The sequence below is a fragment of the Rhodopseudomonas sp. BR0C11 genome (assembly GCF_010820945.1).
Classification (GTDB): domain Bacteria; phylum Pseudomonadota; class Alphaproteobacteria; order Rhizobiales; family Xanthobacteraceae; genus Rhodopseudomonas; species Rhodopseudomonas palustris_H.
Genome location: NZ_QTKI01000058.1, coordinates 1 through 17600 on the forward strand (window position 1 = coordinate 1; position 17600 = coordinate 17600).

Here is a 17600-nt window from a genome sequence, read left to right on the forward strand (position 1 = left end):
GGCTCCGACAATTTCGCCACCCGCTATCGGGTGTCGGACGCCTGCTATCTGGCCAAGAGGCCGCTGATCACCGCAGCGCTCGGCCAGTTCGACGGATCGCTGACCACGATTCGCGCCCACGAGCGCAACGCCGCGGGCGAGCCCAACCCGACCTATCGCTGCCTGTTTCCCGAACCGCCGCCGGCCGGCACCGTGCCGAGCTGCGAGGAGGCCGGGGTGATGGGCGCGCTCGCCGGTGTGCTCGGCTCAATGATGGCGCTGGAGGCGATCCGCGAGATCGTCGGCGTCGGCGAAGGCTTGGTCGGCCGGCTGGTGATGATCGACGCCCGCGCGATGCGGTTCGAGACGCTGCGCTACAGCCGCGACCCGCAAAATCCCCTGAATGGCGATGCGCCGACCATCACGGATTTAAGCGGGCACGTTTGACCCGCTGAAGAGCTCCCCTGCTCGGAGCGCCCTCCCCTTTTCCCGCAAGCGCGAGAGGGTTGGGGTGAGGGCCCGCAAAAACTGGCGCAAGCGCGAACCGCCGCGCTAATAGGTCAGCTCGGCGACGGTGATGCGGTTCTCGGCGAGCGGCCACGCCCGGGCGACGATGCGCTCCTCATTGAACAGGCCGATCACGGCGCGACCGACTTCCCCAGACGGCACGATCGCCGTGGTCACCGAGTCGGTCGGCACACCCGGCTTGACGTCGGTCGGCTGCTTGCCGTCGAGGATCACGATGTCGCGCGGCAGGCCGAAATAACCGCGCGGCCGCGACAGCATCACCACCGCGCCGGCGCCGTCCTGCGGCTTGGCGGCCGGCTTCGTCGCGCGCAGATGCACCACGTCCGACGAGCGCGGGAACGGTGAACGATAGATGTGGGTGGTCATCTCGCTGGGCTGGGTAAGCACGAATTCCAGCGGCCAGGGCGGCTGGGTGTCGACCGGGCCCCAGCGCCCGTCGGGGCCACTTCGGCCGTCGAACAGCGCCGCGCCGATCCGTTTCCCGCTGTCGGGGTCGACGCGATAGACCTCGACCCGCGCATCCGCCACCGGCCGGTTGGTCGGCACACCGCCGGGCGTCGCGGTGACGAGGCCGCTGAGCTGCACCGCCGCTTCGGGCGCGACCGCGATCCGTTCCGGCTCGCGGCCGGCAATGAATTTGTAGATCTCGCGGAAGGCACGCGGATGGAACGCGGTCTCGCGATGGTCGAGCGCGCCGAGCACCAGGTTAGTTGCACCCTTCAGCTCCGGCCCCACCGCGGTGACGCCGGTTGGCGTACCCGGCTTGCCGACGAAGCGGCCGTCAGCTTGCGCGTATTTGTCCATGCCATCGCTGCGCAAGGTGAGGAACGCGACGCCGGGAATGACCTCGCTGTCGCCGGCGTTGAGGTCGCTCAGAAACGGGCCTTTGCCATTGAACTCGTTGCGGAGGTCGGAATCCCAGGCGTAGACGCCGTGGTTCGGGGTCCCGCACAGCACCGCATGGGACACGTCGGCGGCGCCGCCATTCTTGATCACGTTGCGCACCGCGTTGCCGCCACGCGAACTCGCCACCAGCGCCACTTTGGCTGCGCCGGTGCGACGCTTGAGGTCGGCGATCGCTGCGGCCAATTCGCGACGCTGGTCGTTGGTCGCTGAGCGATGATCCTGCGCCACACCGTCGTCGCTGCGCGCCAACGGATCGGTGAAATTCAGCGCCGCCAGCCGGCCGCGGGCGACGCCGTTGGACTCCATCCGCCAGATTTGAGCGATCCACAATGCGGCGTGGTCGCCATTGCCATGTACGAACAGGATGGGCGGAACTTCCGCCGGTACCGCAGTCGCTTCGCTTTGCGCCAGCGCCGCAAGCGGTGTGCCGCCAAGCACCACGGGCAGCGCTCCGAACGCCTTCAGCAGGCTGCGCCGGGTGGTCTGCATCGCGTCTCCTCCATCGGTTTTTCGACCGTAACAGTCCCTGGTCCAGCGCTCCAGCGCCGTTGGCTCTGGACAGTGCGAGCGCTTCGCAGGCATCACTGTTTCCAGCGCCGTTGAATCGGCGGGGCGGTGAGGACGGCGGAGGGTCAGACCCAGATGGCGGGCACGGCGAAGCGCGGGCTGTTTTCCGGCGACGGGATCGCGGCGCCGCTGCGGCACGCACTGTTCCGGCGGATCTGGCTGGCAAGCCTGCTGTCCAACCTCGGCCTGATGATCAACGGTGTCGGTGCCGCCTGGGCGATGACGCAGATGACTGCGTCCGCCGACAAGGTGGCGCTGGTGCAGACCGCCTTGATGCTGCCGATCATGCTGGTGGCGATGCCGGCGGGCGCGATCGCCGACATGTACGACCGCCGCATGGTGGCCCTGGCCGCGCTCGGCATCGGCCTCGCCGGCGCGACGACACTGGCGGCGCTGGCGCATCTCGGGCTGGTGACACCCAACACCCTGCTGCTGTTCTGCTTCGTGATCGGCACCGGCATGGCGCTGTTCGGACCGTCCTGGCAGGCCTCGGTGTCCGAGCAGGTGCCGGCCGAAACCCTGCCGGCCGCAGTGGCGCTGAACGGCATCAGCTACAACATCGCACGCAGCTTCGGCCCGGCGGTCGGCGGCATCGTGGTGGCGGCTGCCGGCGCGGTGGCGGCATTCGCCGCCAATGCGGTGCTGTATCTGCCGCTGCTGATCGTGCTGCTGCTGTGGCGGCGGGACAGCGAGCCGCCACGGCTGCCGCCGGAGCGGCTGAACCGCGCGATCGTCTCCGGCGTGCGTTACATCACCAACTCGCCGGCGATCCGCATCGTGCTGACCCGCACGCTGGTGACCGGCATCGCCGGCAGCTCGGTGCTGGCCTTGATGCCGCTGGTGGCGCGCGACCTGCTGCACAGCGGCGCCGAGACCTACGGGCTGCTGCTCGGCGCGTTCGGCATCGGCGCAGTGATCGGCGCCCTCAATGTCGGGATTGCGCGGCAGCGCTTGAGCAGCGAAGCCGCGGTTCGGCTGTGTGCGATGATCATGGGGGTGGCGATGGCGGTGATCGCGATCAGCCGCTCGCCCCTCCTTACCGCTGGAGCCCTCGTTGTCGCTGGTGCGGTGTGGATGCTGGCGATCGCGCTGTTCAACATCGGCGTGCAACTGTCGGCGCCGCGCTGGGTGGCGGGACGATCGCTTGCGGCGTTCCAGGCGTCGATCTCCGGCGGCATCGCGATCGGCAGCTGGGGCTGGGGCCACGTCGCTGATCTGTCCGGCGTCGCGCCATCGATGCTGCTGTCGGGGCTGGCGATGCTGGCTTCTCCGGTGCTCGCCTTCCTGCTGCCGATGCCGCCGGTCGGCACCCGCACTGAGGATGCCGAGCTTCTGGACGATCCGGAAGTGAAACTGGCGCTGACGTCGCGCAGCGGTCCGGTGGTGATCGAAATCGATTACCGGGTCGACGCCGATGAGGCGCGCGCGTTTCATAACGTGATGCAGGAAGTGCAGCTCAGCCGCCAGCGCAACGGCGCCTATGGCTGGTCGATCGCCCGCGACGTTGCAGATCCGGAATTATGGACCGAGCGCTACCACTGCCCGACCTGGCTCGATTATCTGCGCCAGCGCAGCCGTTCAACCCAGGACGACCGCGCGCTGCACCGGCGCGCGATCGCGTTTCATCGTGGACCGGAGCCGGTGCGGGTGCGGCGCATGCTGGAGCGGCCATTCGGCTCGGTGCGCTGGAAAGAGGAATCGCCTGATCGTACCACCGCGACCGAGGTGCTGCCGGTCGCCGGCGTCAGCGGCGGCTCGACATAGGGTTGATCTCGGGATTCGATCTCGCCCGGCGTGATGGTCGGGCGCGTCTTGGCCATTCCGGTCCGCGACAGGCACGGGCATGGACGGATGACGGGTTGAGCCGACCTGTTACTGACCGTTGTCAGTCAGAACCTTGGCGCATTTGGCGCTGAGCTTGGCGCGATGCTGCTGCAGGCAGTTCAGAATCGCCCCGTCGGACTCGTTCATCACCGCCCGGCACAGACGCGACACATCCCGGCCGCAGCCAGGATCAGGGCGACGCTCCTGCGCCTGCGCGGCGCCGGCGATCAGGGTGAGGCAAACGAGCGGACCGACGATCTTCAACATGCTTGGTATCCAAAATCAGAGCTGAGCCTGTTCAGCTGCATCAATGCGGTGTGTGCGCAACCGTTCCCGTAGCGGTCATCGCAGATGACGACCGCTACGCGGCTGGCAGACCGGCGGTGGCGGACAACGCCTTCTAACCGTCGTTCGGAACGATGACGGTCGGCTTGGTCATCTCGACGACGTCCTTGGCCTGGTCGGTGAGAACGCGGAATTGCGTCTGCAGGAATTCGGTCTGGATCCGGACCACGTCCTGAAAGTCCTTGGCATGCAGCAGCGCTTGCGAGAAATCGAACGTCGCCTGGACGTTGCGGTCGACGTAGCCCTTCAGCGTGGTGGCCTGGCTGCTCTGGCCCATCGGCACCACCGACATGCTCTTGCTGATGAACTCGAGGTAGTTGGTCATCGCGCCGCGCGCCTGATCGAGGTTCTTGGTCATCACGTTCAGGATGACGTCGGACGAGTTCTTGTCTGCCATCGCGATCTCCTCGAGGCTCTCCGGCTACTTAAAGCACCAGATGGCCGCACGGCCGGAGCCCTGTGCACGCCATTCACGCGCGACAATGATCGCAAAATCTGCAGCGCCGTCCAGTACTAACTGCGGAGCATTTAAAGATGCCTAACCGCCGACGCGCGAACGGCGGGCGTGGAGCTGGCCACACCCGCCGTTGCCGATGTCGTCGTGAGCGCGCGCCGCCGAAGCGGCGCTGCGCCGAATTAGTTGAAGCGCGCGCGGTCGAGCTGATCCAGGCCCTTCTGCGACCGGTAGATCTCCAGGCAGTACCAGGCCAGCACCAACAGCGTGCCGATCCGCACCACCGAGGTCGGCAGCATCAGGCTGAGCGCGATGATCAGCAGCGGCACCGCGGCGGCCTTCACCACCTTGGCGCGGTCGTCGAAGATCGGGAAGAACCACACCTTGTTCTCCGCCGCCCAGAACGGCGGCTTCACGCGCTGCAGGCCGTAGCGCGACCAGGTGTCCTTGAAGCCGAGGTCGCGGGCCCACACCAGATACAGCGTGACCCAGAATGCCAGGAAGGCGACGACCACGGACATCGGTCCGGCGGCGAAGCCGATGAGCAGCAGCACTGCGACGGCGAGTGCGATGAACCAGTTTTGCATCGGAGAGAACCTTTGAGACTGACGAGAGCCCGCGGGTGCTTGGATCAGCCGCCGGCTCCCAGAAGCGAACTGCCTGCGTTACTTGCGGGCGCAGGACACCACGATGGTGGAGGAGCTCGGGCCGCAGCTCGCGGTCATCTGCCCGTTCTCCAGAGAAAGGTTGTCGCTGAACTTGGCGCTGCTCGGACCGATGCAGATCGCGGAGATCAGCGCTTCATCCGCCTCACACGAGGTCGGGCAGCCGTTGGACGAGCAGGTCGACGACGTCACGGTGCGGAAAGCACTGACCGGCGGCGCGACCGGCGTGGCAGCGACGGCGGGTTCGATCAGAGCCGGATGAGGCACACCGACCTGGTTCACCACCGACAGCGCGGCAACGAACGCGATGGCACCGAGCAAGATCATCGATGAGGAGCGCATACTACCTCCATACCTGTTGGAATTGTCACCAGACGGTTTGCAACTGCAGCATGTTATCAACGCCCCGGAATTTCAACAGGCGCAAGTTTCAGCACGCTTAAGGACAGAGCAACCGCTACTAAGGATGACGTCGGCACAGCGCGATCGTCACCACAACGCGCGTCGGCGACACGCCGGTCACGGCGGCTCACCATCCAGCGCGGCCCGTCACGACCGACTGCTTGCAACGATGTTACCGTCGCTCATCAGTTTGCGCGAGTTGGTGATTTGCCGGACAGGCCGGCCGTTCCGGAGAACATTCGAATCTGCCATCGCGATCTCGCCGGAGCGGCAGCAACGCGATGCACGCCCGCGCGCGCATTCGGGCAGGACGCCTGACGACGAAGGAGGAGCAACGCTGGCCACCGCCGTAGTCCGCAATGTGCCGGTGATTCGGCATTTCCCGGACAAGAACGTCACGAGCGCTGCGCGCCCCGAATCACTTCGCTCAATCGGACCACCGCTGCCGGCATCATCTGGTTCAAGAAGCGACCATGTGGCCTTGGCGCGAGAATTCGAGCAGCCCCAAGGGCTTGATGCTCTGCAGAATCTGTCAGCGAATCGATAGGTTCAGAGGCCTACAACACGCTGCGCTCCATCCGCCTCATGAGCAGGTAGGAGCACTCGCCGCGACATCGAGGCTCTCCGCCGGTCCTGAAGAGACGGACGAAGGCAGTAGAGCCGATGCCAGACGCCGCCGGCGACGTTTAAGCCTGATCAACGACGGCATCCGCATGTTGCTCGCCGCTGATCGCAACCGTGAAGTTCCATCATGAATAATGCATTGCTCCTCAAACTGCATCGCTGGACAAGTCTGGTGTTCGCGCTGCCGCTACTCGCCATCATCGTCACCGGACTCATTCTGTCGGTCGAGCCGATGCTGCAAGGCCGCGGCCTGCCGGCCGGAACGCTCGATGCCGCCCGCCTTACCGGCCTGATCGAACGCTACGATCCGCAAGGCCAGGCGCGCGGGCTCGCGATCAACGCCACCGGCCAGCAGATGCGCCTGCTCGGGGTCAATGCACCCCCGATCGACCTCGCAACCGGCGAAGCCGCAGCCGCCAGCGATTCCACCGGCGACCTGCTGCTATGGGCGCGGCGAACCCATGAGCGCCTGCTCGGCTACGAATGGCTGGTGATTGCCTCGACCATCGCCATGACGGTGCTGATGACGATCGGCGTGCTGATGGGGCTGCCGCGGCTGCGCAACAGCCTCTCCGGCTGGCACAAGGGCGCGGCGTGGTTCACGCTGCCGCTGTTGCTGCTGAGCCCCCTCACCGCGCTGTGCATGGCGTTCGGCCTGACGTTCTCCAGCGGCCCGCCGCCGGCCCGCATGACTATCAAGCTAACCGACGCTGTGCAGCAGATCGCGCAATCGCACGACGTGTCGCACCTGGCGATGATCGCCAATCGCGGCGGACGGATGATGGCGCGGATCTACGAAGATGGCGAGCTGCGCGCCTACACCTTCGCGCCGGATGGCGTCACACCGCTGCCGCGCAATTGGCCGCGGCTACTGCACGAAGGCAATTGGTCGACCTGGCTGTCCGGCACGCTCAACGTCATCACCTCGGTGGTGCTGCTCGGCCTGCTGGTCACCGGCGTCTGGCTGTGGACCCGGCGCAAGCTGCGGCGGCGCCCGCAACGGCCGGCGACGCAGCCGGCCTGACGCAATCCGCGTGACGCCCCGGCAGGATTAAGAAAGCTTTAGCCGGATCGTTCAAATTGCACCCAAGCTGTGCACGGATCGTTGCAAGGTGCGGGCGTCTTCTGCCCGCACCTGTCCGCCGCAACGAGCGCGTCCATGTCCAGCATCTCGTCGATTGCCGTCTCCGGCCTGAAAGCAGCGACCCGCCGGCTCGAAGTGTCGGCCAGCAACATCGCCAATCAGCAATCGACCGGTGCGCTGCCCGGCGCCGACGGCACCGTCCCGGCCGGTGCGCCGCAGGCTTACAAGCCGCTGCAGGTCAATCAAACCGACACATCGACCGGCGGCACTCAGACCAGCCTGAGCACGACCTCGCCCGCCACCGTCCCGGCGTCCGACCCGCAAGCGCCGTTCGCCAATGCGGACGGCATGGTGGCGGCGCCGAACGTGGATCTGGCGCAGGAATTCATCGGACAGATGGTCGCGAAATACAGCTACACCGCCAACCTCGCCTCGCTTAAGGCGGACCGCGACATGAGCAAGGCGCTGCTCGACGCCAAGGTGTAGCCGTTCCGTCATTGCGAGCGAAGCGAAGCAATCCAGCTCAGCGCATGGAGCTGGATTGCTTCGTCGCTGCACTCCTCGCAATGACGATGATTGATATTCCACGAACGGCAAACCGCCGCCAAGTGAACTAACCGATCGGCCCGCTCGCCGCACGCGGGGCGAAATCGGGGATGCCGATCTCGTCCTTGCGGTGACAGGCGACGTAATGCTCATGGCCTGCGGCGTCGAGGAACGGCAACTCCGCCCGGCAGCGCGCCTCGGCGAACGGGCAGCGCTGCGCGAAGCGGCAGCCGGGCGGCGGATCGACCGGCGATGGCGGCTCGCCCTTGACCAGATACTTGGCCTTCAGCTCGTCGCGTAGCGGACCGGGCGGCACAGCGGCCGACACCAGCGACCACGTGTAGGGATGGCGGGGCTCGGTGAACAGCGCCGAGGCCGGCGCCTGTTCGGCGATCTTGCCGAGATACATCACGGCGATCTCGTCGCAGAACTGCTGGATGACGCCGAGATCGTGCGAGATGAAGATGTAGGTGAGGCCGCGCTCGCGCTGCAGCTTCTTCAAGAGGTTCAGGATCTGCGCCTGGATCGCGACGTCGAGCGCCGACACCGCCTCGTCGCAGACGATCAGCTCGGGCTCCGGCGCCAAGGCGCGGGCGATGCACAGCCGCTGGCGCTGACCGCCGGAGAACTGATGCGGAAACAGATCGGCGGCTTCCGGCGGCAGGCCGACTTCGGCAAGCAGCTTGCGCACGCGCGCGTCGCGCTCGCTGCGGCTGCCGATCTCGAGCAGATCGAGCGGCTCGCGGATCTGGTCGCCGGCCCTGCGCCGCGGATCGAGCGCCGAGAACGGGTCCTGGAACACGATCTGCAGATGCTTGCGCGCCTTGCGCAGCGGCTCGCCGGTGAGCGGCATGATGTCTTCGCCGCGAAACACCACCTGCCCTGAGGTCGCCTGCACCAGCCGCATGATCGCCTGTGCGGTGGTGGATTTTCCCGAGCCGCTTTCGCCGACGATGCCGAAGGTGGTGCCGCGCTTGACGCGGAAGCTGACGCCGTCGACGGCGTGAACGAACGACGGCTTGCCCCACGGCCGCTTACGGCCGGTGCGGAAGTGCACCACGAGGTCGTTGACGTCGAGCAGATAGGGATCGCCGTCGGCGGGGCGCAGGTCTTCATGGATCATCATGCGGCGATCTCCTCGGCACGCCAGCACGACACCGCATGCCCGGCCGCGATCGCCCCGAGCGGCGGCTGCGGCCGCGACCGGCATGCCTCCGAGGCATTGGCGCAGCGCGCCAGGAACGCGCAATCCGGCCCGCGATTGCCGAGCGCCGGCACCATGCCGGGAATTTCGCCGAGATCGATCCACTGCTCCGGCTTGGCGACGCCGACAGTGAGATGCGGGACGCAGCCGAGCAGACCGCGCGTATAGGGATGGCGCGGCCGCGCCGCGATCTCATGCGCCGGTCCGGTCTCGATGCAGCGACCGGCATAGAGCACGGCGATGTCGTCGGCGAGTTCGGCGACCGCGCCGAGATCGTGGGTGATCAGCACGATCGCGGCTTCGGTCTCGTCCTGGAGCTGGGCGAGCAGGTCGAAAATCTGCGCCTGCACGGTGACGTCGAGCGCAGTGGTCGGCTCGTCGGCGATCAAGAGCTTCGGCCGGCAGGCGAGCGCCATCGCGATCATCACCCGCTGCCGCATGCCGCCGGACATCTGATGCGGATAGGCTTTGGCGCGCTGCTCAGCGGCCGGGATCTGCACCGCTTTCAGGAACTGCACGGCCTGCTCGGCGGCGTCCTTGCGGCTGAGCCGGCGGTGATAATACAGCACCTCGGCGATCTGATCGCCGACGGTGTACAGCGGGTTCAGAGCCGTCATCGGCTCCTGGAACACCATCGACATCGCGTCGCCCCGCAGCGCGCGCATCCGCTTCGGTCGCGCGGTGAGCAGATCTTCGCCGTCGAGCATGATACGCCCGCCGGTGACCACGAAGCCTTCCGGCAGCAGCCGCATGATCGCCAGCGCCGTCATGCTCTTGCCGCAGCCGGACTCGCCGACCAGCGCGACGGTGCGCGCCTTATCGAGGGTGAACGACAGATTCTCCAGCACCGGGACTAAATCGCCGTCGCGATTGGTCATGCTGACGCTGAGATTCTCGACCGACAGGACCGGCGCCATTATCACCTCCGCCGCAGCCGCGGATTGACCGCATCGTTGACGCCGTCGCCGACCAGGCTGACCGCCAGCACGGCGAGGAAGATCGCGGCGCCCGGGAACGTCACCGCCCACCAGGCGTCGAGCACGTAGTTGCGGTTCTGGCCGATCATCAGGCCCCAGCTCATGGTGTTGGGATCGCCCAGGCCAAGGAAGCTAAGGCCGCCCTCGAACAGGATCGCAGTGCCGATCGCGAGCGTCGCCGACACGATGATCGGCGGCAGCGCGTTGGGCAGCACCACCCGCAGGATCAGATGCAGACTGCCGGCCCCGGCGGCGCGCGAGGCCTTGATGAAATCGAGATCCCGCAGCCGCATGAATTCGGCGCGCGTCAGCCGTGCCGCCGAAGTCCAACTCACGGCGCCGATCGCCAGCGTGATGGTCGACAGCTTCGGACCGAACAGCGTCACCAGCACCATCGCGAACAACAGCGGCGGCAGCACCTGGAAGAACTCGGCGATCTTGACCAGGAGCGCGTCGACCCAGCCGCCGAAGAAGCCGGCGAGCGCACCGACGGTGACGCCGATCACGATCGTAATCAGCGCCGCCACCGCGCCCACCGTCAGCGTGGCGCGGCCGCCATAGATCAGCCCGGCCAGCACGTCGCGGCCGAGATAGTCGGTGCCGAGCGGAGCATCGGCCGCGGGCGCGGCAAACGGCAGCCCGACGATGTCGAGCGGGTCGACCGGATACAGCCACGGACCGAGCGCGGTGCCGGCGAGCAGCAGAAGGAGCAGGATCGCGCCGGCGACGCCGGACGGGCTTTTCATGAATTGCCGCAGCGCAGCCCGGGCCGGCGACACCGCCTTCGGCACTTTGCTGACGCTGGGAACGGGCTTCTGTGCCATCGCGAGCGAAGACTCCATCGTGCTCATCGGGCACCTGCGCGGATACGGGGATCGATCAGGCGGTACACCAGGTCGGTGAGGATATTGGCCGCGATCACCATCACGGCGGAGAAGAACAGCACGCCCATCAGCGTCGGGTAGTCGCGGCGCAGGATCGAGTCGAACACTAGCCGCCCCATGCCCGGCCAGGAATACACCGTCTCCACCAACACCGCCCCGGCGAACAGATTGCCGAACTGCAGGCCAATCACCGTGACGATCGGGATCAGGGTGTTGCGCAGCGCGTGCTTGACCAGCACCACCCGCTCCGGCAGCCCCTTGGCGCGCGCGGTGCGGATGTAGTCCGCCGACAGCACGTCGATCATGTTGACGCGGGCGAGCCGCGAATATTGCGCGACGAATACCAGCCCCAGCGTGATCGACGGCAGCACCAGATGCTTGGCGACGTCGGCCGCATAGGCAAAGCCGGTTTTGGGATTGACCACGTCGGTCATGCCGTTAACCGGCAGGATCGGCCACACCGAGCCGAACAGCAGCAGAAGCAGCAGGCCGGTCCAGAAGATCGGCGCCGCGTGGCCGGCGAGCGACAGCACGGTGACGCCGTGGCTGAGCAAACCGTTCGGCCGCCGCGCGCTGATCACGCCGAGCACCGTACCGATCAGCACCGCCACCACCAGCGAGGCCGCCGCCAGATACAGCGTCGCCGGTAGCCGCTGCAGGATCAGGCCGAGCACCGGCTGGTTGAAGTAGTAGGAATAACCGAAGTCGCCATGCGCCACCTTGCCCAGATAGGTGAACATCTGCTCGAGCAGACTGTGGTCGAGGCCGTATTTTGCCCGGAGCGCCGCGATCACCTCGGGCGACGCCCCACCCATCTCGCCGGCGATCACCTGCACCGGGTCGCCCGGTGCAAGATGGATCAGGCAGAAATTCATCACCAGCACCGCCAGTAGCAGCGCGACGGCGTTGGCGAGTTTTCCGAACAGATGGGTGAGGAGAGCCATTGATGCTTCGTCAGTCGAGATTGCGGATCAGTTCTTCGGCGGAGTCGCCCAGTACAGCTCATCGAGCGGCGAGGCGACACCCCACACCGTAGTCGGCAGGTTGCCGAGTCCCTTGGCGAACGAGGTGTGGTACGGAGTGGCGTTGATGTAGAAGATCGGCGCGTCTTCAACGACGATCTTCTGGAACTCCGAATACAGCGCCTTGCGCTTGTCCGGCGAGCTTTCCTGGGCGGCCTGGCCGAGGATCTCGTCGACCTTCGGATTGGCGTATTGCTGGGTGTTCGACCAGATGATGCCCTTGCGGATGTTCGAGCTGAGATAGGTCCGATCGACGCCGATCACCGGGTCGCCCCAGTTGAACACCGTGTCCATTGTCATATCGAAGTCGAAATTGGCGACGCGCTGGGCCCAGGTCGGGAAGTCGGGCGCGGCACGGACTTCGAGATTGATCCCGACCCGCTTCAGCGCCGAACGCAGATATTCGGCGACGTTGCGCTGCTGCTCGTCATTGCCGGGGATGTAATCGATCGTCAGTGTGGTGCGGACGCCGGAGCCATCCGGCTTGAGCCCGGCCTCGTCGAGCAGCTTGTTGGCCTTGGCGATGTCGAATTTGTACTGCTCGACGTTCTTCTCTTCCAGCGGCGAGCCCGGCGCAATCGGTCCGGTCGACGGCAAGGCCTTGCCGCCCATCAGCTTCTTGACGATGAACTCGCGATTGGCCGCATAGCCGATAGCCTGACGGACCCGCACGTCGTCGAGCGGCTTCTTCTTGGTGTTGAAGGCGAGCCAGTTGAGCGCGCCGATGCCGGCAAAGCCCTTGTCGGTGACGACGACGTTCGGCGCCTTCTCCAGCCGCTCGATGTCACGCACGCCGGTGAAGTAGGGCACCATATGAACGTCGCCGCGCTCGGCCGACACCATCAGGGCGTTCGGATCCGAAATCAGCCGCACCACGATTTTGTCGAGCTTCGGCCGGCCCGGGATGAAGAACTTGTCGAACTTCTCCAGCGTGTAGTAATCGCCCTGCTTGTATTCGGTGAGCTTGTAGGGACCGGAGCCGATCGGCTTCAGGTTGGCCGGATGCGATTTGACGTCCTGGCCGTCGCCATAGACGTGCTTCGGCAGGATCGGCATCAGCGCCGGCGACATCGCCAGCAGCAGCGCCGGATGCGGATGCGTCAGCTTGATCACCGCCGTGTGCGGATCCGGCGTATCGACGCTCTCGACCGCCGCGAGCATCGTCTTGAACGGATGGTTGGCCTTGATGGTCATGATCGAGAACGCGACGTCCTCGGAGGTCACCGGCTTGCCGTCATGGAAGGTGGCGTTCTTGACCAGCTTCAGCGTCACCGTCAGCCCGTCCTTCGACACGTCCCAGGACTCGGCGAGATAGGGCTGCGGATTCCACTTGTCGTCGTAGCGCAGCGGGCTGGCGAAAATCTGCGTGCTCGGCAACGCGGTGGCGATGCCGGACTGGACGGCACCGTTGAAGTGCCGCGGCACCTGCGTCGAACCGATCACCAGCGTTCCGCCGCTCCCCGCACCTTCCGCTTTGGTTTCGAGCGGTAGGCCCATCAGCGCAATGCCGCCGAGGGCTCCGACTACAAAGGATCGCTTCGTCAACATCATCGGTCAGAACTCCGCTGCAAGAAAGGATGGGCGAGGCAGGACGTGGAAAGCCGCATGGCTTTCGCGGCGAGAAACTGGCAGGGCGGGCGTCACGACAGCGCTCCGGCCGGCGCCAAAGCGCGGTCGAGGATCGCGTCGAGTTCGGCCGGGGGCGGCAGATCGGCGGTGCCGACGCCGACCAGCACGATGCCGGGCTCGGCCGGTCCGGCATCGGCCGGCGACAGGCTCCAGACGCTCTCGACCATCTGAAACACTTTGACGTCGTCTTCGCCGGCGAGGCGGCACGAGCCCTTCAGCCGCAACAGCTGCGGCGGCAACTTATCGACCGCACAGGCGAGCCGGGCGCGATCGAACCGGCCGGCGCGGCGATACGCCCAGCTCTTGAAGGTGGCGCCGTGATTGATCGCCGCGGCATCCACCGCATCGGCGCGGAAACCGCTCGACGACGCAGCCGTCTCTAGTTCCGCCAGCGTCGGCATCGCGCCTTGTGCAGTGTCGACGATGCGCACGTCCGGACGCAGGCTGCGCACCGCGGCAAGCGCGGCGGCCAGACCGTCGGAAGTCACCAGATCGGTCTTGTTCAGCAGGACAATGTCGCAGCGCTCAAACTGGCCGCGCACGGTGTCGCCGACCTTGGAATCGTCGATCAGTTGCGCAATCCGGCTGGCGTCGGCCAATACGATCACCCGATCGAGCCGCAGCGACGGTTCGATCAGCGCAATCTCCGCGATCTTCCATGGATCGCCGACGCCGGAGGCTTCGATCACGATTCGCTCGAACGGCACCGCGGCGTCGAGGACCTGGCACATCGTGTCGATGAAGCTGGTGCCGATGCTGCAGCAGATGCAGCCGTTGGTCAGCGTCATCGTGGTGCCGTCGTGGCTCTTGATCAGCGTCGCGTCGACATTGACCTCGCCGAAATCATTGACCAGCACGGCCGTCCGAGGGCCGCCGCTGCGTAGCAAGTGGTTGACGAAGGTGGTTTTGCCCGCGCCGAGAAAGCCGCCGATCACCGTGACTGAAATGGTCGCGGATGCTGCCGTCATGCGCGGGGCGCCTCCTTGATCATGCCGCCGATCACGGTGCCCCAGACCGCGATCTCCTTCAGCCGCTCCGGCGGAACGGCCAGCGGATCCTCATCGAGAACGACGAAGTCGGCATATTTGCCGGTTTCGATGCTGCCGACCAGATGATCCATCTTCAAAGTATAGGCTGCGCCGATGGTGATTGCAGCAAGCGCCTGCTCGGTGGTGAGCGCTTCGGTATCCCGGCCCAGCACACGCCCGCTCGACGACACGCGATTGACCGCACACCAAGCGGTGAACAGCGGCGCCAGCGGCGTCACCGGTGCGTCGGAGTGGATCGCGAACGGCACCCCGATCCGCTGGGCGGTCCCGGTCGCGTCGAGCCGCGCTGCACGCTCCGGCCCCATCGTCAGCTCGTAGTGCGCATCGCCCCAGTAGTACAGGTGGTTGGCGAACAGATTGGCGCAAACGCCGAGATTCTTCATCCGCCGGAACTGCGCGGCACTGGCCATCTGGCAATGCTGCAAGGTGTGGCGATGATCGGGACGAGGCGCGACGGTCTGTGCGGCCTCGATCGCATCGAGCGCCACTTCGGTGGCCTCGTCGCCGTTGGTGTGAATGTGAAGCTGCACGCCGGCGCGGTGATACGCTTCGACCAGCCGCGGCAGCTCTTCGGGCGCGATGTACCACAGGCCGTTGGCGGCACCGTTGTGATAGCCGGGCCAGCGCAGCCGTGCGGTGAAGCCCTGGATCGAGCCATCGACTACCAGCTTGACGATACCGTAATGCAGCTTGTCGCTGGCGTGGCCGCGCAGCGTTTCCAACTTGGCAATCGCCTGTTCGGGTGTATGCGACACCGCGGCCAGCGCCGGCACCAAGCGAACGCCGAAATCGGCCTGACTGGTCGCGGCGCGATAGACCTCGATGGTCGGATCGGCGAGATCGTTATGCAGGTCGGTAATCGTGGTGACGCCCTGCACGCAGCACGACGCCGCATAGCGCCGCACGTCCGCCTCGGTGATGGTACCAGCGAGCGGATTGTGGCCGAGCGCACGGAACAGCCGCATCCGCGCCGGAATGCCCTGCAGCTCGCCGCTCGCCAGGCCGTCGGCGCCGGCGACGACGCCCGAAATGTTGGTGGCATGCAGCAGCTCGGCGCGCTCGAGCGTCAGCGTGTTGACATTGTTGATATGGAACGAGGCGTGGACGACGAGGACCGGACGCTTGGTCGACACCCGGTCGAGATCCTGCCGGGTCAGCATCTTGCCGCCGATATGCAGCGGATCGAAGCCCCAGGCATAGAGCGGCGAACCATCGTCGGGCAGCGCGGCTTCAGCCTGCTGCAGCCGCGCCACGATCGCCTCGATGTCCGGCACACCGGCCACTACTTTGCCTTCCGGCGAACGGCGGTCGAACGCGCCCACATAAGGCTGCTTCCACATCAGGCCTTCCATGATGTGGCTGTGGCCTTCGACGAAGCCGGGCATCAACACCTTGTCGGCGAAGCGGGTATCGAGCCGCGCGCCGCTTACCATCAGCTCGTCGGCACTACCGGTCGCAACGATCCGCCCGTCTCGCACCGCAACATGCGTCGCGCTCGGCCGCGACGGGTTCATGGTGATAATCTTGCGGGCGGAATAAACGACGGTGTCAGACGGCACGCTTAGTCTCCAGGCTTGCGATTGCGAGCGTGAAGCGATCGTCCCCGTGGCACTAGCGCCAGATGCCGAGCACGAATGGAGCCAGGGCTATGCGCCAGCTGCCGCCTCCCATGGCTCGCTTCTTGCAGACGGTTTGTAAAAGCTTCATTCTCGCAATGACAGCCGTTTCGCGTCGTCGTGTCAGTCAGGGTATCGCGTCTTGGGAAAGCTAGCACAGCTCACATTCCGGGAGTCCACTGTGGCACGCACGCCTAACGGCGGTGCAATTGCCTCTTCAGATGCCGCCGCATTAGGCAAAGACGAGTTATTCTGGGGCGCGTTGTTTCGCGGCCTCAACCGCGGCGGCTCTTTCCTGCAATTGCAGATTCGCCAGATCATCGTGACGGCGATCGAGGATGGCCGGCTGCCGCTCGGCATGAAGATGCCGTCCAGCCGCGATCTCGCCACCGTGCTGAAGGTGTCACGTAACACTGTGGTGATCGCTTACGAGCAGCTCGTCGATCAGAACTTTCTGGTCTCGCGGCAGCGCAGCGGTTACTTCGTCGCCGGCCTGCCGAAGAAATTCGCCACCGAGACGCCCGGCCTCGCCGAGGTCACCAGCCGCGGCGACGAACACTGGGCCGATCGGTTCGCGGTGAGGCCATCGGCGCATCGCAACATCGTCAAGCCGCTCGACTGGCAGACGCATCCCTACCCGTTCATCTTCGGTCAGTTCGATCCGAGCCTGTTTCCGACCAACGACTGGCGCGAAAGCGCCCGCGCCGCACTCAGCGTTCCGGAAATCAACAACTGGGCCCGCGACCTGATCGACGGCGACGATCCGGCGCTGATCGAGCAGTTGCAGCTGCAGGTGCTGCCGCGCCGCGGCATCCACGCCCGCGCCGACGAGATCATGATGACGATCGGCGCTCAGCACGCGCTGTATCTGATCGCAACGCTATTCATCAACGGCCAGACCAAGGTCGGCATCGAAGAGCCGGGCTATCCGGACGCCCGCAACATCTTCCGGATGCTGACGCCCAACGTGGTGCCGCTTTCCGTCGATGGCGAAGGGCTGGTACCGGACGCGACGTTCCAGAGCTGCGCGCTGGCCTATGTCACCGCCAGTCATCAGTGCCCCACCGCCGTGACGATGCCGCTGCCGCGCCGCGTCGAACTGTTGAAGGCCGCCGCGGCGGGCGACGTGGTGGTGGTCGAGGACGATTACGAAGGCGAGCTGATGCCGGAGACGGCGACGCTGCCGCCGCTGAAGAGCCTCGACCGCGCCAGCAACGTGCTCTATGTCGGCAGCCTGTCAAAGGCGCTGGCCCCTGGTTTGCGGCTCGGTTACGTCGTCGCGCCCGCCCCGGTGA

At 66.0% G+C, this 17600-nt stretch carries 17 protein-coding genes; 5 read left to right on the forward strand and 12 right to left on the reverse strand.

The genetic code is table 11. The features are described from left to right. Positions 1-426, forward strand: a 426-nt coding sequence (locus tag DYI24_RS07255) for a HesA/MoeB/ThiF family protein (protein WP_205523411.1), incomplete at its 5' end; no start/stop codon positions are given. Positions 427-531: 105 nt separating this feature from the next. Here the strand turns inward: DYI24_RS07255 and DYI24_RS07260 are convergent. Further along, the gene (locus tag DYI24_RS07260; RefSeq protein ID WP_164571808.1) at positions 532-1902 is read right to left on the reverse strand and encodes a hydrolase; all 1371 of its coding nucleotides are present in this window, start codon (positions 1900-1902) and stop codon (positions 532-534) included. 153 nt (positions 1903-2055) lie between these two features. Between DYI24_RS07260 and DYI24_RS07265 the strand changes: the two genes are divergently transcribed. Continuing rightward, positions 2056-3744, forward strand: a complete 1689-nt coding sequence (locus tag DYI24_RS07265) for an MFS transporter (protein ID WP_164571809.1) — start codon at positions 2056-2058, stop codon at positions 3742-3744. A gap of 108 nt (positions 3745-3852) precedes the next feature. Here the strand turns inward: DYI24_RS07265 and DYI24_RS07270 are convergent, their stop codons facing one another. The 4 genes from DYI24_RS07270 to DYI24_RS07285 form a co-directional block, all read right to left on the reverse strand. Further along, entirely contained in the window at positions 3853-4071 is a 219-nt protein-coding gene (locus DYI24_RS07270; RefSeq protein WP_164571810.1) for a hypothetical protein, read from the reverse strand. Between the two features lie 133 nt (positions 4072-4204). After that, positions 4205-4546, reverse strand: a complete 342-nt coding sequence (locus tag DYI24_RS07275; RefSeq protein WP_164571811.1) for a phasin family protein — start codon at positions 4544-4546, stop codon at positions 4205-4207. A gap of 239 nt (positions 4547-4785) precedes the next feature. Continuing rightward, positions 4786-5190 (reverse strand): hypothetical protein, encoded by a 405-nt coding sequence (locus DYI24_RS07280; protein ID WP_107342357.1) that lies wholly within the window; start codon positions 5188-5190, stop codon positions 4786-4788. A 78-nt stretch (positions 5191-5268) separates the two neighbouring features. Next, positions 5269-5610, reverse strand: coding sequence for a hypothetical protein (locus DYI24_RS07285; protein ID WP_107353726.1), 342 nt, complete (start codon positions 5608-5610; stop codon positions 5269-5271). A gap of 811 nt (positions 5611-6421) precedes the next feature. Between DYI24_RS07285 and DYI24_RS07290 the strand changes: the two genes are divergently transcribed. Together DYI24_RS07290 and DYI24_RS07295 are read left to right on the forward strand one after the other, a co-directional pair. Next, positions 6422-7318, forward strand: a complete 897-nt coding sequence (locus DYI24_RS07290) for a PepSY domain-containing protein (RefSeq protein ID WP_164571812.1) — start codon at positions 6422-6424, stop codon at positions 7316-7318. Between the two features lie 135 nt (positions 7319-7453). Further along, positions 7454-7864 carry a flagellar basal body rod protein FlgC gene (locus DYI24_RS07295; protein WP_164571813.1) on the forward strand — a complete coding sequence of 137 codons (411 nt, stop codon included), beginning with the start codon at positions 7454-7456 and terminating at the stop codon, positions 7862-7864. Between the two features lie 127 nt (positions 7865-7991). Here DYI24_RS07295 and DYI24_RS07300 read toward each other — a convergent pair whose 3' ends face one another. The 7 genes from DYI24_RS07300 to DYI24_RS07330 all read right to left on the reverse strand — a co-directional run bounded on the left by DYI24_RS07300 (position 7992) and on the right by DYI24_RS07330 (position 16248). After that, positions 7992-9050, reverse strand: coding sequence for an ABC transporter ATP-binding protein (locus DYI24_RS07300; RefSeq protein ID WP_164571814.1), 1059 nt, complete (start codon positions 9048-9050; stop codon positions 7992-7994). Then, a complete protein-coding gene (locus DYI24_RS07305; protein WP_164571815.1) occupies positions 9047-10045 on the reverse strand; it encodes an ABC transporter ATP-binding protein in 999 nt (332 codons plus the stop codon). Before DYI24_RS07305 ends, DYI24_RS07300 begins: the two co-directional genes overlap by 4 nt. A gap of 2 nt (positions 10046-10047) precedes the next feature. Further along, a complete protein-coding gene (locus DYI24_RS07310; RefSeq protein ID WP_164571816.1) occupies positions 10048-10956 on the reverse strand; it encodes an ABC transporter permease in 909 nt (302 codons plus the stop codon). Continuing rightward, positions 10953-11933 carry an ABC transporter permease gene (locus DYI24_RS07315; protein ID WP_107342363.1) on the reverse strand — a complete coding sequence of 327 codons (981 nt, stop codon included), beginning with the start codon at positions 11931-11933 and terminating at the stop codon, positions 10953-10955. Before DYI24_RS07315 ends, DYI24_RS07310 begins: the two co-directional genes overlap by 4 nt. A 27-nt stretch (positions 11934-11960) precedes the next feature. Next, entirely contained in the window at positions 11961-13562 is a 1602-nt protein-coding gene (locus tag DYI24_RS07320; RefSeq protein WP_107342364.1) for an ABC transporter substrate-binding protein, read from the reverse strand. Between the two features lie 89 nt (positions 13563-13651). Continuing rightward, positions 13652-14608 (reverse strand): CobW family GTP-binding protein, encoded by a 957-nt coding sequence (locus DYI24_RS07325; RefSeq protein WP_164571817.1) that lies wholly within the window; start codon positions 14606-14608, stop codon positions 13652-13654. Next, a complete protein-coding gene (locus DYI24_RS07330; protein WP_107353734.1) occupies positions 14605-16248 on the reverse strand; it encodes an amidohydrolase in 1644 nt (547 codons plus the stop codon). The genes DYI24_RS07325 and DYI24_RS07330 overlap by 4 nt, the downstream gene beginning before the upstream one ends. Before the next feature lie 238 nt (positions 16249-16486). Between DYI24_RS07330 and DYI24_RS07335 the strand changes: the two genes are divergently transcribed. After that, the coding region (locus DYI24_RS07335; protein WP_164571818.1) for an aminotransferase-like domain-containing protein at positions 16487-17600 on the forward strand (1114 nt) is incomplete at its 3' end.

What these genes read in the sequence shown, in the direction of transcription:
- DYI24_RS07260 (WP_164571808.1), bottom strand. Translation starts at nt 1,902, where the DNA reads ATGCAGACCACCCGGCGCAGCCTGCTGAAGGCGTTCGGAGCGCTGCCC.
- DYI24_RS07265 (WP_164571809.1), top strand. Translation starts at nt 2,056, where the DNA reads ATGGCGGGCACGGCGAAGCGCGGGCTGTTTTCCGGCGACGGGATCGCG.
- DYI24_RS07270 (WP_164571810.1), bottom strand. Translation starts at nt 4,071, where the DNA reads ATGTTGAAGATCGTCGGTCCGCTCGTTTGCCTCACCCTGATCGCCGGC.
- DYI24_RS07275 (WP_164571811.1), bottom strand. Translation starts at nt 4,546, where the DNA reads ATGGCAGACAAGAACTCGTCCGACGTCATCCTGAACGTGATGACCAAG.
- DYI24_RS07280 (WP_107342357.1), bottom strand. Translation starts at nt 5,190, where the DNA reads ATGCAAAACTGGTTCATCGCACTCGCCGTCGCAGTGCTGCTGCTCATC.
- DYI24_RS07285 (WP_107353726.1), bottom strand. Translation starts at nt 5,610, where the DNA reads ATGCGCTCCTCATCGATGATCTTGCTCGGTGCCATCGCGTTCGTTGCC.
- DYI24_RS07290 (WP_164571812.1), top strand. Translation starts at nt 6,422, where the DNA reads ATGAATAATGCATTGCTCCTCAAACTGCATCGCTGGACAAGTCTGGTG.
- DYI24_RS07295 (WP_164571813.1), top strand. Translation starts at nt 7,454, where the DNA reads ATGTCCAGCATCTCGTCGATTGCCGTCTCCGGCCTGAAAGCAGCGACC.
- DYI24_RS07300 (WP_164571814.1), bottom strand. Translation starts at nt 9,050, where the DNA reads ATGATGATCCATGAAGACCTGCGCCCCGCCGACGGCGATCCCTATCTG.
- DYI24_RS07305 (WP_164571815.1), bottom strand. Translation starts at nt 10,045, where the DNA reads ATGGCGCCGGTCCTGTCGGTCGAGAATCTCAGCGTCAGCATGACCAAT.
- DYI24_RS07310 (WP_164571816.1), bottom strand. Translation starts at nt 10,956, where the DNA reads ATGAGCACGATGGAGTCTTCGCTCGCGATGGCACAGAAGCCCGTTCCC.
- DYI24_RS07315 (WP_107342363.1), bottom strand. Translation starts at nt 11,933, where the DNA reads ATGGCTCTCCTCACCCATCTGTTCGGAAAACTCGCCAACGCCGTCGCG.
- DYI24_RS07320 (WP_107342364.1), bottom strand. Translation starts at nt 13,562, where the DNA reads ATGATGTTGACGAAGCGATCCTTTGTAGTCGGAGCCCTCGGCGGCATT.
- DYI24_RS07325 (WP_164571817.1), bottom strand. Translation starts at nt 14,608, where the DNA reads ATGACGGCAGCATCCGCGACCATTTCAGTCACGGTGATCGGCGGCTTT.